Genomic DNA, 15086 nt, shown 5'->3' on the forward strand with positions numbered 1-15086 from the left:
GCCGACACCTCGCCCAGCCACGCCCGCTCCGGAGTCGACTTGGCCCGCGTGATGACCCGCTTCGACAGCTCGGCGTCCGACACGTACGGCAGATCCTGCTCGCGTGCCTCCTGCCGTGCGCGCAGCCCGTCGTTGAACACCACCCGCGCGCATCCGAACGCCCGGGCCAGCGCGATCTGCTGGCCGGGTGTCGGGTAGACCCGGAACTGGTACCGGAGCTGCACGAACCACACGACATCATCGTTGGTCTATGGCAGAAGTCGAAGGTGTCCGTACCGGCAGGCACTGCGTCTTCGCGATGCATGTCCACTTGGTTTTCGTGACGAAGTTTCCGGTACACGGTGTTCGCCGACCGGCACCTGACCCGGATGGAGGCGATCATGCGGGACGTGTGCACGGGCTTCGAGGCCGAACTGGTCGAGTTCAACGGCGAGGGCAACCATTCCACCTGCTGGTCGACCACCCGCCCAAAGTCGCCGTTTCCCGCCTGGTCAACCCACTCAAGGGCGTCTCGTCGCGCCGCCCGCGGCGGGAGTTTCCCGACCTCGCACGCCACTACCACCGGGCCAACAAGCTCTGGTCGGGCTCGTACTTCGCGGGCTCCGTCGGCGGCGCGCCACCGAGCATCGTGACGCAGTACATCGAGCAGCAGAACCGGCCAGGTTAGAGCACTGCTCGGGCCCTGGCGGCCCCTCCCAGCGCGGGCCTACACCCCCGGCCTGAAGGCCGGAGCACTGGCCCGCATTCCGGTAGCAGATCCACGGCACCGTCCCGGATGCGCAAGACCTTGACGGTGGTCTCGCCGTCAATCATGTCGGCGATGGTGTCAGCACTGTCGGCTACCGCTTGCTGCGACGTACTCATCAAAGGTCGGCACCGGCTGATGCTTCCGTGTGCGTTTCCAGATACGCCCGCACCTTGTCCAGCAGCGCGGGGTTCTCCTCGACCGCCCATGTCACCAGATGGCAGCGGTGGCAGAGCAACTGCCGGACGACTCCGCTGCGGTGGTCGTGGTCGACCGCCAGGCGCCGTGGCGCACCGCCACGGCCGCGCGCTGTCTCGTACTGACCGCAGATCGCGCACCGCCCTGCCTGGTCGGCCAGCATCTGCTCGTACTGCGCCGCGGTGAGGTTGTACTTCTCACGCAGGACCTGCGCGTGCGAGACGCGGTCGCCGTCCTTGGTCGCGTAGCGGGCACGTTTGTCCGCCAGAATGCAGGCCTTGCATGGTCTGCGGGGCAGAGCCGAGTGCAGCTGGTCGTAGAAGGCGGTGCGTGGCTTCGTCTGGCCACATTTCCGGCAGAACACCATGTCATCACCCATCACTACACCATACAGGTAGTGTGTTGTTGCCGCATAACTGTCATTATGGTGTATCGGTTCTCCGCACCCGCAGCTCGACTCCAATTATCGGATTGCAGATAACAGTAATTCGATAATTGGGTGGCAGGGTGCCGGAAGGGCCGGTGGGCCTGGACCGCCATACTGGTCCGCCATGGACCTGGACGACTATCAGCGCGGCGCCGGGCGCACCGCCGCGCCGCGCGACAAGAAGAACGAACTGCTCCACCTGGTACTCGGACTCGTCGGTGAGTCCGGTGAAGTCGCCGAGAAGTTCAAGAAATGGGTCAGAGACTGCGACAGCGACGAGTCCAGGATCGACCGGGCCGACATCACCAAGGAACTCGGCGACGTCCTGTGGTACGTGGCGACCCTCGCCGCCTACCTCGACCTCTCACTGAACGACATCGCGACCGACAACCTGGCCAAGCTGGCCAGCCGCCAAAACCGCGGCGTACTCGGCGGCAGCGGCGACAACCGCTGACCCGGCCCGTCCACCGTACGGCCCGGGCGCGAGCCGTACGATCAGCGTATGGTCACCCGGCTGGCATGGGTCTCCGCGCACGAGGCACGCGGACACGACGAGGACGAACCGCTGGCCCTGCCGGCGCTGCGGCAGGCCGGCATCGCCGTCGACGAGGTGGTGTGGACCGACCCTGCGGTGCGGTGGGCCGACTACGACCGGGCCGTCCTGCGCTCGACCTGGGACTACCCGCAACGGCTCGGACAGTTCCTCACCTGGCTGGAAACCGTCGGCCAGGTGACGGATCTGCGTAATCCGCTACCGATGCTGCGGTGGAACCTGGACAAGCACTACCTCGCCGACCTCGACCGGGCCGGCGTACCCGTCACACCGACCACGTTCGTGGAGCCGGGACACCGTCCACACTTCCCCGCTGGCGACTTCGTGGTGAAACCGGCCGTCGGCGCGGGAAGCCGGCACGTCGCCTCGTACCGGCCGGCGCAGCACGACGAAGCGTACGCCCACGTGCGCCGACTACACGCCACCGGCACCAGCGTGCTGGTCCAGCCACGACTCACCTCGGTGGCCGACGACGGAGAATGGCCCCTCGTCTTCTTCACCGGCAGGTACAGCCACGCCGCGAACAAACGGGTCGTGCTGCCCCACACCGACCCGGTCGACGACCTGTTCGCACCGGAAACCAGCACGCCACATGTCGCCGACCCGGAACTGATCGCCGTAGCTTGCAAGGCCGTCGACACCGTCACCGGCTCGTTCGGCGTCCCGCTCTACGCCCGGGTCGACCTCGTCCGCGACGACCACGGCCGGCCATGCGTGCTGGAACTGGAACTGGTGGAGCCCTCCCTGTTCCTGCCCCAGACCACACCGGCCGCGCTTGAGCGTTTCGTCGACGCCCTGCAGGCCGACTGACGCCCGCGTCACCCTCCGCCGCTGCCCAGCCACACGTTGTCGCCGATCCGGACCGGCTCCGCGGACTCCCACTTGTCCCGGCGTGCACCGGCCGCGAACGGATGCGTCGGCGTCAACAACTGCACGTTGCAGCCAATCTACACATCGTCACCGACGGTGATAGCCGCCGCGTCCAACGCCACCAGACCGAAGTTGACGAAGATACCCGCCCCGACGCCGATGTGAACGCCGTAGTCGACCCACAGCGACATCTCGACCAGCTCCGGATCGTCGGCACGGTACCGGCACCAGCGACCATCCGTCCCGCATCAATCGCCCGTCACCGCCAGAGCCCACCAGCCGACCGTACGCCACACAGCCGGAACACAAACGGCGAAGCAGCCGAAGGCACACCTGCAGCCACCACCACGGCGGTACCCGCCAGGCCGGCAACTACACTTCGGCGGCGATGGACACCCCGCCGCCGGACACCGAAACCACGACCCGGCCCTGCGCACACTGCGGCGCACCCGTACCGCAACGGGCAGCCGCCGGCCGCCCCTTCCGGTACTGCCGCGACAACGACGGAGCCTGCCAACGCGCCTCCCGCGCCAACCGGATGCGCCGCCGCGATGCCCCCGGCCTCGCCGGCCAGATCGCCCGCAGCTGGGAACTCGTCGACCGCCTCGACCAGATGGTCGGCACCCTCACCGAGACACTGCACGCCGAACTCTCCCCGGCCGGCGTCGACCGACGCGTCGCCGAAGTCCGGGCCGAAGCCGCCGCCACCCTCGCCGCCGCCCAGGCCGAACGCGACGACGCGCGGCAGACAGCCGAAGCCGCCACGACAGCCGCAACCCAGGCACAACAGACTGCCGTGCAGGCCACCGCCCGAGCGGAAACCGCCGAGACGCGCGCCGAAACGGCGACCGCCGAAGTCGCGGCGGCCCGCCAGCAGGCCGCGCAGGCACGGACGGAACAGGCCGCCGCGCAACAACGGGCCGCCGCCGCCGACGCACTGCTGCGGCAGGCCGAACACGACCGCGACACCATCCGCGAACAACTGGAACAACTGACCCGGCAACGCGACGACGACCGACGCGTCATCGACGAACTCACCCGGGAGGCAGCAGCGGCCACCGCAGCAGCAGCCGACGCCAGCGACGCCGCGCGCACCGCCGACGACCACCGCCAGCAGGCCGACATCCGCGCCGACCGGGCCGACGCGCAAGCCGAGGCCGCCCGGGCAGACGCCGCCCAGGCGCACGCAGAAACTGCCGCCGCGCGCGAGGCGCTACACCAGGCGCGCGCCGACATCGACCAGTGGCAGCGGCGGGCCGATGCGGCGCAGCACGATATCCAGACCGCCCGCGCTGACGCCGACACCGCCCGCGCGGAGACCGCCGCCGCCGTCGCCCGCGCCGACCAAGCCCGACACACTGCGACAGAACTCGCCGCCGCGCTCGACACCGCCCGGGCCGAACGTGACAACGCCCAGGCCCGGGTCACGGAACTGTCCCGCCAAGTCAGCGACCTCGCCACGGCGCTGGCAGCGCTCAGCACCGCCCGCCGGCCGGTCGACAACCACCCGGCGGCGCCCGCACAGTGACCTACATCGCATCCACATCGTCACCGATGTGCCAGACTTCGTTAACGCCATGTTTCACCCCGGCGGCGACGGCGTCCGCGCACCGGTGACACGGCAGCAGCGAGCATCGGCCGGATACGCTCACACACGTCCGGACGCGGGGCCTGCCGCTACCAGGCAGCGCCCGTCGACAGCGGGAATCGCCCGCCCCGTACACATCGTTACACCTGAAGACCAGCACCACGACCGAGGGGATAGCCGATCATGGGCGAGCGCATGCTGCGCGGAAGCCGTCTGGGAGCAGTCAGCTACGAGTCCGACCGCAACACGGAACTCGCGCCGCGCCAGACCCGCGAGTACCTCTGCGCCAAAGGCCACCAGTTCGAGGTCCCATTCGCCGTCGACGCGGAGGTGCCGGTGACCTGGGAATGCAAGTTCGACGGCAGCGTCGCCCGGCTGGTCGACGGCAGCGAACCGGAGCAGAAGAAGGCCAAGCCGCCACGCACCCACTGGGACATGCTCCTGGAACGGCGGTCGATCGCCGAACTGGAGGACATCCTGGCCGAACGTCTGCAGGAGGTCCGCAACCGGCGCGGCGGCGTCTGACCACCCCGGCCCCGCCCGACCGGTCGGCTGACCAGACACCAACGCCCCTGACGCCGGATACGGCGTCAGGGGCGTTGTCGCGCTCCCGCACCCGGCGTGCCCACTCACCGCGGCGGGTCGACAATCTCCCCTTCGATCGTCGGACCGGCCGCGGCACCGCGCTGCGCGGAACCGTCCGCAGACCCCGTCGGTGGCCGGTCCGACGCCGGCGGCGGCGGCGGATACACCCGCACCCGGCGCGGCCCGAACATCTCCCCGGCCGCCGCCGAAGACGACATCCGCCGCTCCGCAGCGACCTGAACCCGCCGCCGCACCACCCGCCGCACCTGCGGCACCGCCAACACACCACCGAACACGCCACTGACCAGCCCCGGCGTCGCCAACAACACACCGGCGACCAACCCGAGCAGACCGTCACTGACCTGCTCGCCGGGCGGGCGACCGGACTGCGCCGCCGCCCGGAAACTCCGCCAGGCACGCATCCCTTCCCGACGCAGCAGCGCCATACCCGCCAGGGAAGCGGCCAGCGCCAAGAGCAACGTCCACCCGTAGCCGATCTGATGGGCGATCAGCAGGAAAACGGCGACCTCCAGAACCAGACCAGCCGCCAAGGCCAACGGGATCAACCGCACTCCCCGGCGCATGTCACCTCCTGCGGACGTGGCGTCACGTCACCTGTCCAGGATGACACGCGCCGTCGTCACGGCCAGCGCGCCGAAGCCGTGTCGCGAGGCCGGCCGGTCAACCCGTCCCGGCGGGCCCGAACCCCCCAGACGGTCACCCGCCACAACGCCTCCCGCACGATCGACGCGCTCATCTTGCTCGCGCCCTGCTCGCGCTCCGTGAACGTGATCGGCACCTCGACGATGCGGAACCCCTCGCGGTGTGCCCGCCAGGTCAGCTCCACCTGGAACGAATAACCCTGCGACGACACACTCGCGTAGTCGATCTTGTCGAGCACCGCGATCCGGTACACCCGGTAACCACCGGTCGCGTCCCGCACCGGCATACCCAGCGCCAACCGCGTGTACAGGTTCGCCCCCTGCGACAGCACCCACCGGTGCCGGGGCCAGTTCACCACCTCACCGCCCGGCACCCACCGGGAACCGATCACCACGTCGGCGTCCCGTGCCGCGTCCAGCAGCTGCGGCAACTGCTCCGGAGCATGCGACCCGTCAGCGTCCATCTCGACCACCGCGTCGTAACCACGCTCCCGCGCCCAGCCGAACCCGGCGACGTAGGCCGCGCCGAGACCCTGCTTACCCGGCCGGTGCAGCACATGCACCCGGCCGTCGGCCGCAGCCAGCTCATCGGCGACCGCCCCGGTACCGTCCGGCGAGTTGTCGTCGGCGATCAGCACATCGACCTGGGGCACGGCGTCGCGGATCCGGGCGGTGATCAGACGTACGTTCTCCGCCTCGTTGTAGGTGGGAACGACCACCAGCACCCGACCGACACCCGGGTAGCCCTCCGGGCCACCGCCCGCCGACACCGCCTCGCTCACCGTACCTCCGTATCCGAACTGACCACCCGCCGCCGCAGCCACACCGCGGCGACGAGCACCACGCCGGCGAACACCACCAGCACCGCTTCGGGCCAGAACCCCATCCGAGTCGCAAGAGTACGCGTCGCCCCGAGCTCGAGCTCACTCACCACGGCGGCCGCCGTGTTGAACCGGGTCGGCTGCGACACCCGCCCATTCTGATCGACGAACGCTGATATGCCAACGGTCGACGCCATCAATCCGGCCCGACCATGCTCCACCGCCCGCAGCCGCACCATCGCCAACTGCTGCGCCGCCTCGGCCTCATTGAACGTCGCGTTGTTCGTCTGCACCGCCAACAGCTGCGCACCACCGGTCACCGTGTCGCGAACCAACCCGTCGTAGGCCACCTCGAAACAGATGACGCCGCTGACCGCCACCGGACCGACCCGCAGCACACCCGGCTGCGAACCGGCCACGAAATCGGCCCGGACCAGATCCACCTGATCGGTGACCATCCGCGCCAACCGCCGAAACGGAACATACTCCGCGAACGGCACCGGATGCCGCTTCACGTACACCTGCTCGACGGCGCCACCGGAACCCGGCTCCCACACCAGACTCACGTTGCGCACCTCCCCGGCACCAGGCCCGTACGCCAACGCCCCCACCAGGATCGGCACCCCGACAGCCGCCGCAGCCTCATCGATACTCGCCGCCGCCCGCGCGTCACGCATCGGATCCACGTCGCTGGCGTTCTCCGGCCACACCACCAGATCCGGCGCCGGCACCTCACCAGCCGCCACCCGCCGCGCCAACCCGACCGTGCCCTGCACATGGTTGTCCAACACGGCCCGTCGCTGAGCGTTGAAATCCAACCCCATCCGCGGCACGTTGCCCTGCACGACCGCCACCACCACCGAACCCGACGACCCGCCCCCCACCGGCACCAACCCACCCACCAGCAGCACCAGCACCGCCACCCCGGAACCCCCGGCCACCAGCGCCAAACCCCGCCACGAACGCCACGAACGCCACACCCCCGCCGCTACCGCCCCACCGGCCACCGCCACCACGAACGTCACCAACGGCCCCCCACCCACCGCCGCCCACGACAACACCGGCGAATCACCCTGACTGAACGCCAACCGCCCCCACGGGAACCCACCGAACGGCGTCCGACCCCGCAACGCCTCCTGCCCCACCCACAACAACCCGGTCACCACCGGCCACAGCACGCCCCGGCGACGATCCACCACCGGAGACACGAACGCCGCCGACGCACCCAGCAACGCCAGGTAACCGGCCTGCAAGCCCGACAACAACACCCACGGCAAACTGCCCGTGTGCAGATTCGTCCAACTCAGCAACGGGGCGAAGAACACCAGCCCGGCCACGAACCCCAGACCCGCACCCGCCCGCAACCGACGCCGATGCACCGCCACCGACAACGCCGCCACCCCCACCGGGGCCGCCAACCACCAGCCGTACGGCGGAAAAGCCACCAACAGCGCCACACCCGACAGCACCGCCAGACCGATCGCCCACGGCAACCCCAACGGGCCGTCCACCGCCGCGAGCGCCACCGGCCGCGACCGCTCCGGCACCACCGCCGCATCCACCATCGCCACGTCGAGCCCCACCCGCCAGGCCACCACCCGCGGCAGCCACCGAACCGTCCGACGAAGGCTACCGGCAATCCCGCCCATCCGACGACGACAGCGACGGTCGGCGACGCACCGGCCGACAAACGAGAAATCGGGGCGCGGCCGATCGGCCGCGCCCCGCGCTCCCAGGCCCCTCCCCCGCCGATGCGGCAGGACGACCGTACGGTGACCTTCGGACCGGCCAACCGGGAACTGGCTGCCCCCGACGGACCGTTGTCTACTGGCCCCGCACGACCACCTGCCCGTACACCGGAAAGTCGCGGCCGGTTCGCGCCGCCTCGCCGACCCTCGCCCACTGGACCTGGCCGATGCGGACACCACCCGTGGCAATCCACGAGCGGCACAACCACACTGCGACAACAGTCGCTCGGCCAGCGGACGAAGAAACGAAGCGAACAACAGCCGCTTCCCGTGGTAGGACTCAAAGACGGTACGCGGGCCACCCCCGGTGCTGTCAACCCGGCCCAGGGACATCGACCACCGCCACCGGCGTGTCACCACCGGCGTGTCACCGGCCGCCCCGCTCACCCCACACCGGCCGCCCGATCCGCCGCCACGAAGATCTCCCGACCCCGCAGCACCGTCCGCAGACACCGCGGCAGCGGCGTCGGATCCGCCGGCCCGCGCAGCGCCGGATCCTCCGCCACCAGGACCGGCAGGCCGTCCGCCGACACACCCGCCGGCGTCTGCCACACCGCGAACGTCGCCGCCGCGCCCAGCGCCAACGCCCCCTCCTGCGCGGTCTGCACCACTCCCGGTGGCAACGCCCGCCAACCGCCCCTGGTGTGCGCGGCGAACGCCGACCGAACCGCCAACCGCGACGCCGGATTGAAATGCGAAACCGCGGCCCGCACAGCACCCCACGGATCCAGCGGCGTCACCGGCGAGTCCGAACCGAACGCCAACGTGACGCCCACCCCGTGCAACGCACCGAACGGATTCGACGCCAACGCCCGGTCCACGCCCAGCCGGGCCGCGTACATCTGACCCTCGCCACCCCACAACCGGTCGAACGCCGGCTGCACACTGGCCACCACCCCGAACTCGACGAACGCCCCGATCACCCGTTTGTCGACCAACTCGACGTGCTCCACCCGGTGCCGGCCGGCCCGCAGCCGGTCCACCCCGACCTCGCCGGCCGCCACCGCGAAGCCGTCCACGACCGCCGCCACCGCCGCGTCACCGATCGCATGGAACCCGCCCTGCACCCCCGACCGGACACAGTCCACCAGATGCGCCGCGACCTGACCGGCGTCCAGGAAACAACTGCCACAGCCGCCGCCGTCGACGTACGGCTGCGACAGGTACGCCGTCCGCGACCCCAACGCGCCGTCCGCGTACAGGTCACCACCGGCGGCCACCGCACCCAGCTCCCGTGCCCGGGCCGCGCCCAGAAACTCCCCCCAGTACCCGTACACCTCCGGCAGGCCGTCGCCCGACATCGCCAACACACCGACGAAGTCGGACTCCGACGACGTCTGCGGACCGCCGCACTCGTGCACCGCCGCGATACCCGCGCCGGCCGCCGCAGCCAACGCGGCCCGCTGCGCCGCCGCACGCTGCGCCGGCGTCAACGACCCGAACGCCAGCGCCCGCACCGCGTGATGGTCGTCCTCACGCACCCAACCCGGCGGATCGGAGCGCTCCGCCAGACCCGGCACCGCCGCCAGCATCTCCGACGACACCAGCGCCGAATGGATCGACGCCTGAGACAGGTACACCCGCCGTCGGCCCGACGCCGCCGACAACTGCCGCGCGTCCGGCGGCACCGGCCGCTGCCACGTCGACTCGTCCCACCCGTGCCCCAGCACCACCGCGTCCGGCGGCAGCCCCGCCGCGAAGCCGGCCACCCGGTCGACCAGCTCGGCCGGCGAACGCACCGACGACAGATCCAGGCCGGACAGCGCCAGACCGGTGTCGGTCGCGTGCACGTGCGCGTCGACGAAAGCCGGGGTCACCAGCGCGCCGGCCAGGTCGACCACGACATCCGCCCGTGGCGCGTCCGCGTCCGTACCCAACCAGCCGATCCGGCCGCCACGCACCAGCAACGCCGTCGCTCCCGGCACCGCCGGGCAGTACAACCTGCCGTTCCGGTACAGCACCACGGGCAGCCCGGCCTCCGAACCCACCGTACGAGTCGTCATCGGCTCAGTCTGCTCCCCACCTGCGCAGGAGACGGCACCTGGCCACCAGAGCCACCGATCGACAACCGAATCACCACCTGGCACCTAGCAAGTCCGGAAGACTTACGGCAGACTAGTCAACACACAGGAAATTATCCAGGAGTGCGGTACGCCCCACCGGACGCACCGAGCCAGGAGGACCGATGCCGCAACCCATCTCGGCAGACAGCCCCGGAACCACCCCGACGCTGCCCCAGCCGTACGATTACCAGCGCCGCGAACTCGTCGAACCCGACTGGACCCGACTACCCGGCTGGCGCGACGTCACCCCCGACCAGTGGCAGTCCGCCCAGTGGCAACGGGCCCACTGCGTCAAGACCGTCGCCCAACTGCACGCCGTCCTCGGCGACCTCGTCGACGACGGCTTCTACGCCGAACTCGGCGCCGATCAGAGCCGACACGCCACCATGTCCATGCTGGTCACCCCGCAAATGATCAACACGATGGTGCCGGGCGGCGCACCCGACGGCGACTCCCTGCGGGCCGACCCCATCCGGCGCTACATGCTCCCGCTGGCCAGCGACCGCCGGACCGACTGGCCGTCCCACCCGTACGCCAGCCGCGACTCCCTGCACGAACACGACATGTGGGTGGCGGAAGGACTGACCCACCGCTACCCGACCAAGGTCCTCGCCGAACTTCTCGCCACCTGCCCGCAGTACTGCGGGCACTGCACCCGGATGGACCTGGTCGGCAACTCCACCCCGACCATCGACAAACTCCGCCTGACCCTCAAGCCCACCAACCGCTACCAGACACACCTCGACTACCTGCGTGGACACCCCGGAGTTCGCGACGTCGTCGTCTCCGGCGGCGACGTGGCGAACCTCCCCTGGCGGCATCTCGAAAGCTACCTGCAGAGCCTGCTGGAGATCGACAGCATTCGCGACATCCGGCTCGCCACCAAGGCGCTCATGGGCCTACCCCAGCACTGGCTGCAGCCCGATGTCGTGGCCGGCCTGGAGCGCGTCGCCCGCACTGCCGCCAGCCGCGGCGTCAACCTTGCCATCCACACCCACGTCAACCACGTGCAGTCACTCACCCCGCTGGTCGCCCGGGCCGCCCAGACCGCGCTCGACGTTGGCATCCGCGACGTCCGCAACCAGGGGGTGCTGATGCGCGGGGTCAACGCCGACCTGCACAGCCTGCTCGACATGTGCTTCGCGCTCCAGGGCGAAGCCGGGATCCTCCCGTACTACTTCTATCTCTGCGACATGATCCCCAACGCCGAGCACTGGCGGGTCCCGGTCTGGACCGCGCAGCAGCTGCAGCACGACCTGATGGGTTATCTACCGGGCTACGCCACCCCACGGATCGTGTGCGATGTGCCGCTGGTCGGCAAACGTTGGGTGCACATGCTCACCGAGTACGACCGCGAGCACGGCATCTCCTACTGGACCAAGAACTACCGCACCTCACTCGACGGCACCGACGACGACCTGGGACGGCGGTACCCGTACTACGACCCGATCGACACGCTGCCGGAATCCGGACAGCGGTGGTGGTCCCGGCAACGGACGACCACCACCGGCTGATCCGGCCCGCTGGTCGTCAGCCGCTGAACGCGTCCCGTACGTTGCGGCCGGCGTCCTTCGCGTGCTCCCCCGCGTCCTTGGTCCGGGCCTTGCTCGCCTCGGCGGCGCCCTCGGCCCGCATCTGCTCGTTGTCGGTCGCCGCGCCGTAGCGCTCCTTCGCCTGGCCCTTGAGCTCCTCGGCCTTGCTGCGTGCCTTGTCGGTCATGCCCATGGTTGATCACTCCTATCGCGGTACTGACCGGACGGTTTCCGTCCGTGCTTCCTGCATGCCCGGCGTCGTGGGCTTCAAACGGTACGGCGGTCAGCGTGATTGCTGGGTCGTTGAGGTACGGGATGGCGTCAGACTCAACGCCTAACGCATCCTAGGACAATAGGAAGAGACTTCCCGGCAGCCGAGCCGAGAGGACGCCAGGCGGCAGACTCAGACGAGTTTCGGCGGACGCGACTCGTACGGGGTGGACAGCACCACCGTCGTCCGGGTGGTGACGTTCGCCGCCGTCCGGATTTCCTGCAACAGCCGTTCCAGATCCGCCGGGCTCGCCACCCGGACCAGCAACAGGTAGAAGTCCTCCCCCGCCACCGAATAGCAGGAGTCGATCTCCGGCAGATGCGACAGCCGTTCCGGGGCGTCGTCCGGCTGGGACGGGTCAAACGGCCGGATCGCGACGAACGCGCTCAACGGCAGCCCCACCGCCTCGTACGACACCCGGGCGGTGTAGCCGTTGACCACCCCACGCTGCTCCAGCCGGCGCACCCGCTGATGAACCGCCGACACCGACAGGCCCACCCGCTCGGCCAGCTCGGTGTACGACACCCGGCCGTCGGTGGTCAGCGCGGCGACGATAGCGCGATCGGTCTCTTCCACGGCGAGAAACCTACCGTCACCGGGCCAGTGCTCGGGAGATCACCACCCGCTGGATCTGGTTCGTCCCCTCCACGATCTGCAGCACCTTCGCCTCCCGCAGGTACCGCTCCACCGGATGGTCGGCCACGTAGCCGTACCCACCGAGCACCTGAACCGCGTCGACGGTGACCTTCATCGCGACGTCGGTGGCGAACAGTTTCGCCTTGGCCGCCTCGACGGCGTACGCCCGACCGGCGTCGCGCAACCTGGCCGCGGCCAGGGTCACCGCCCGAGCGGCCGACACCTGGGTGGCCATGTCCGCCAACAGGAACCCCAGCCCCTGCAGGTCGATGATCGGCCGGCCGAACTGCTCCCGCTGCCGGGCGTGACCGACCGCGTGGTCGAGCGCGGCCTGGGCCAGCCCGACCGCACAGGCGGCGATCCCCAGCCGGCCGGCGGCCAGCGCGGACATCGCCACACCGAAGCCGGAGCCCGCGGCACCGACCAGGTGGTCCGCCGGCACCCGGGCCTGGTCGAACACCAGCTGGGCGACCGGGGAGGAGCGCAGGCCCATGGTGCGCTCCGCCGGCTGCGGCAGCACGCCGGCGGTGCCGGCCGGGACGAACAGACACGAGACGCCCCGCGTTCCCGGTCCGCCGGTGCGGCAGAAGACGTTGTAGAAGTCGGCCACTGCCGCATGGGTGATCCACGCCTTCGTCCCGGTCACCACGTAGTCGTCGCCGTCACGAACCGCCCGGGTGGTCAGCGCCGCCGCGTCCGACCCGCCCTGCGGCTCGCTGAGGCAGTACGCACCCAGCAGCTCACCGCCGAGCATCTCCGGCAGCAGCTTCCGTTGCCGGTCGGTGCCGTACTCGGCCACCGGATAACACGACAACGTATGCACGCTGACCGCCTCGGCGACCGCCAACCAACGGCTGGCCAGCACCTCCAGCACCTGCAGATACACCTCGTAGGGCTGGCCCGCGCCGCCGTCGGACTCCGCGAACGGCAGGCCGAGCAGACCCGCCCGGCCGAGGGTGCGGACCACCTCCCGGGGGAACTCGGCCCGTACCTCGAATTCGGCGGCCCGGCCGGCCAGCTCCCGGTCGGCGAGCTCGGTGGCCAACTCGATCAGGTCGTATGCCTCGGGCGTGGGCAGGACTCGTTCGACGGTCATGGTGAGTGCGCTCCAGAGTGGTGAGCGGGCCGGCGCCGGCCCGCGGTGGCAGGCTGACGGTGCCGATCGACACCCAGCAAGCTTAACGTTCGTTTGGCTGCGTCCTGTTGTGGACCAGCCCCAGGACACAACCCACCACCGAGCGGGTCCGCGCGACATCGGTGAGCAGCGCGGTGTGGTCAATGACCTGATCCACCGCCCCCAGCACCGACAACGCCCGCAGCTCGCGGTCACCGATCGCCGACCACAGGGCCCGGGCGAACCTGGCCGCGTCGAGCACCAGGAACGGCCGGTCCCGGAACGGCCGTACCGTCGGCTCCACCGGCGCGGCCAGCGCGAGCTGGTTGGTCCGCACCGCCAGCAGCTCGTACGCCTGGCACAACCGTCGCTGCCGCACACTCCACCCGGTCGCCGACAACGCCGCGGCCAACGTCGCACACAGCCCGTCGTCGTCCGGCAGCCGGGCGAACGCGCTGCCCAGCCACTTGTGGTACGGCGGGTAGCAGCGGCCGACCAGCAACGCCAGCCGCATCAGGTCCCGCACGATCCGGGCGGTCATCACCGCGCCGCCGATCTCGTCGCCGACTTCCCCGCACCGGCCGACGAACGGCTCCTCGCTGGCCACCCGGGCCCAGGCGGCGGCCAGCACGTACCGCCAGATGTCCGGTGGGTACCAGGCGAGAACCGCACGGCGACCGGTAAGCCCACCGACCGGCCCGGCCGACCGGGTCACCACGTCCGGCAGGGCGTCGTGGAACACGTCCCCGGCGGTGAACTCGGCGAGCCGTTGGGTCGGGGTGGCGAGCCAGTCCAGCCGGCCCGGCCCGTCGGCCGGATCGAAGCCCAGCACCCGCTGGCACCAGGCAGACACGTCCGTCACCGTCACCCCGTGCCGGGCACCGTCGAGCGCCGGCACCCCCAAGGTGCGGTCGGCGTCCGGCGCGAACCTGGTCGGGAAGCCCAGAAAGGTCGCCGGCAGGTCCTCGGTGACGGCGGCGCACACCTGGTCGGCCAGGCCGGCGTCGGCGCAGTCGAGGAACACCTGCACCCGCGGGCCCCAGTCATGGTCGCGGGAGCGTTCCGTGTCGAACCCGAACAGCTCCGAACCGGTGTCCATCCGGGCCGCGGCGTAGCGCAGCCGGGGGAACCGAGCGGCGATCGCCGGCGCCACCACCGCGTGGTGAAACCGGCGGCTCAGCTCCAGGCCGGGCAGGAAGCTCATGTCGGCAGCCTGCCGCACCGGCCCGACGGCCGTGCCGGACAACCAGCGGTGTCACCGGGCTGTGCGAGG

General features: G+C 70.5%; 15 protein-coding genes and 1 pseudogene. 6 read left to right on the top strand and 10 right to left on the bottom strand.

What is annotated here, in order from left to right; all coding sequences use genetic code 11:
• Window positions 1–233: helix-turn-helix domain-containing protein (locus tag ACFHWU_RS18060; RefSeq protein WP_416591103.1), on the bottom strand; the 233-nt coding region annotated here is incomplete at its 3' end.
• A 17-nt stretch (window positions 234–250) separates the two neighbouring features.
• Between ACFHWU_RS18060 and tnpA the strand changes: the two are divergent.
• A pseudogene (gene tnpA / locus ACFHWU_RS18065) lies at window positions 251–640 on the top strand (IS200/IS605 family transposase); the annotation flags it as partial.
• A gap of 223 nt (window positions 641–863) precedes the next feature.
• Here tnpA and ACFHWU_RS18070 read toward each other — a convergent pair.
• Window positions 864–1322 carry an endonuclease domain-containing protein gene (locus ACFHWU_RS18070; protein WP_416591104.1) on the bottom strand — a complete coding sequence of 153 codons (459 nt, stop codon included), beginning with the start codon at window positions 1320–1322 and terminating at the stop codon, window positions 864–866.
• Between the two features lie 172 nt (window positions 1323–1494).
• Between ACFHWU_RS18070 and ACFHWU_RS18075 the strand changes: the two genes are divergently transcribed.
• The 4 genes from ACFHWU_RS18075 to ACFHWU_RS18090 all read left to right on the top strand — a co-directional run bounded on the left by ACFHWU_RS18075 (window position 1495) and on the right by ACFHWU_RS18090 (window position 4906).
• Window positions 1495–1824, top strand: coding sequence for a nucleoside triphosphate pyrophosphohydrolase family protein (locus tag ACFHWU_RS18075; RefSeq protein WP_416591105.1), 330 nt, complete (start codon window positions 1495–1497; stop codon window positions 1822–1824).
• Between the two features lie 48 nt (window positions 1825–1872).
• On the top strand, window positions 1873–2733 hold the full coding sequence (locus ACFHWU_RS18080; protein WP_416591106.1) for an ATP-grasp domain-containing protein: 861 nt from the start codon (window positions 1873–1875) through the stop codon (window positions 2731–2733).
• A 448-nt stretch (window positions 2734–3181) separates the two neighbouring features.
• Window positions 3182–4321 (top strand): serine/threonine protein kinase, encoded by a 1140-nt coding sequence (locus ACFHWU_RS18085; protein WP_416555842.1) that lies wholly within the window; start codon window positions 3182–3184, stop codon window positions 4319–4321.
• Window positions 4322–4564: 243 nt separating this feature from the next.
• The gene (locus ACFHWU_RS18090) at window positions 4565–4906 is read left to right on the top strand and encodes an RNA polymerase-binding protein RbpA (protein ID WP_123601539.1); all 342 of its coding nucleotides are present in this window, start codon (window positions 4565–4567) and stop codon (window positions 4904–4906) included.
• Window positions 4907–5010: 104 nt separating this feature from the next.
• Here the strand turns inward: ACFHWU_RS18090 and ACFHWU_RS18095 are convergent, their stop codons facing one another.
• The 4 genes from ACFHWU_RS18095 to ACFHWU_RS18110 all read right to left on the bottom strand — a co-directional run bounded on the left by ACFHWU_RS18095 (window position 5011) and on the right by ACFHWU_RS18110 (window position 10200).
• A complete protein-coding gene (locus tag ACFHWU_RS18095) occupies window positions 5011–5550 on the bottom strand; it encodes an FxsA family protein (protein ID WP_416591107.1) in 540 nt (179 codons plus the stop codon).
• Between the two features lie 56 nt (window positions 5551–5606).
• Window positions 5607–6410: a polyprenol monophosphomannose synthase gene (locus ACFHWU_RS18100; protein WP_416591108.1), complete on the bottom strand. Its 804-nt coding sequence runs from the start codon at window positions 6408–6410 to the stop codon at window positions 5607–5609.
• The gene (gene lnt, locus ACFHWU_RS18105; protein ID WP_416555875.1) at window positions 6407–8014 is read right to left on the bottom strand and encodes an apolipoprotein N-acyltransferase; all 1608 of its coding nucleotides are present in this window, start codon (window positions 8012–8014) and stop codon (window positions 6407–6409) included. Before lnt ends, ACFHWU_RS18100 begins: the two co-directional genes overlap by 4 nt.
• A gap of 566 nt (window positions 8015–8580) precedes the next feature.
• Window positions 8581–10200: an amidohydrolase gene (locus ACFHWU_RS18110; protein ID WP_416591109.1), complete on the bottom strand. Its 1620-nt coding sequence runs from the start codon at window positions 10198–10200 to the stop codon at window positions 8581–8583.
• Window positions 10201–10382: 182 nt separating this feature from the next.
• On the opposite strand from ACFHWU_RS18110, the gene ACFHWU_RS18115 reads away from it, so the two are divergent.
• Window positions 10383–11774, top strand: a complete 1392-nt coding sequence (locus ACFHWU_RS18115; RefSeq protein ID WP_416591110.1) for a KamA family radical SAM protein — start codon at window positions 10383–10385, stop codon at window positions 11772–11774.
• 16 nt (window positions 11775–11790) lie between these two features.
• Here ACFHWU_RS18115 and ACFHWU_RS18120 read toward each other — a convergent pair whose 3' ends face one another.
• The 4 genes from ACFHWU_RS18120 to ACFHWU_RS18135 all read right to left on the bottom strand — a co-directional run bounded on the left by ACFHWU_RS18120 (window position 11791) and on the right by ACFHWU_RS18135 (window position 15017).
• Window positions 11791–11979, bottom strand: a complete 189-nt coding sequence (locus tag ACFHWU_RS18120; protein WP_416555837.1) for a CsbD family protein — start codon at window positions 11977–11979, stop codon at window positions 11791–11793.
• A 216-nt stretch (window positions 11980–12195) separates the two neighbouring features.
• Window positions 12196–12639 carry an Lrp/AsnC family transcriptional regulator gene (locus ACFHWU_RS18125; RefSeq protein WP_416555836.1) on the bottom strand — a complete coding sequence of 148 codons (444 nt, stop codon included), beginning with the start codon at window positions 12637–12639 and terminating at the stop codon, window positions 12196–12198.
• Window positions 12640–12655: 16 nt separating this feature from the next.
• Window positions 12656–13795 carry an acyl-CoA dehydrogenase family protein gene (locus ACFHWU_RS18130; RefSeq protein ID WP_416591111.1) on the bottom strand — a complete coding sequence of 380 codons (1140 nt, stop codon included), beginning with the start codon at window positions 13793–13795 and terminating at the stop codon, window positions 12656–12658.
• A gap of 82 nt (window positions 13796–13877) precedes the next feature.
• Window positions 13878–15017 carry a DUF4037 domain-containing protein gene (locus ACFHWU_RS18135; RefSeq protein WP_416555834.1) on the bottom strand — a complete coding sequence of 380 codons (1140 nt, stop codon included), beginning with the start codon at window positions 15015–15017 and terminating at the stop codon, window positions 13878–13880.
• Between the last annotated feature and the right edge of the window lie 69 nt (window positions 15018–15086).

This window comes from Micromonospora sp. LOL_015 (assembly GCF_048060275.1).
GTDB lineage: Bacteria > Actinomycetota > Actinomycetes > Mycobacteriales > Micromonosporaceae > Micromonospora_E.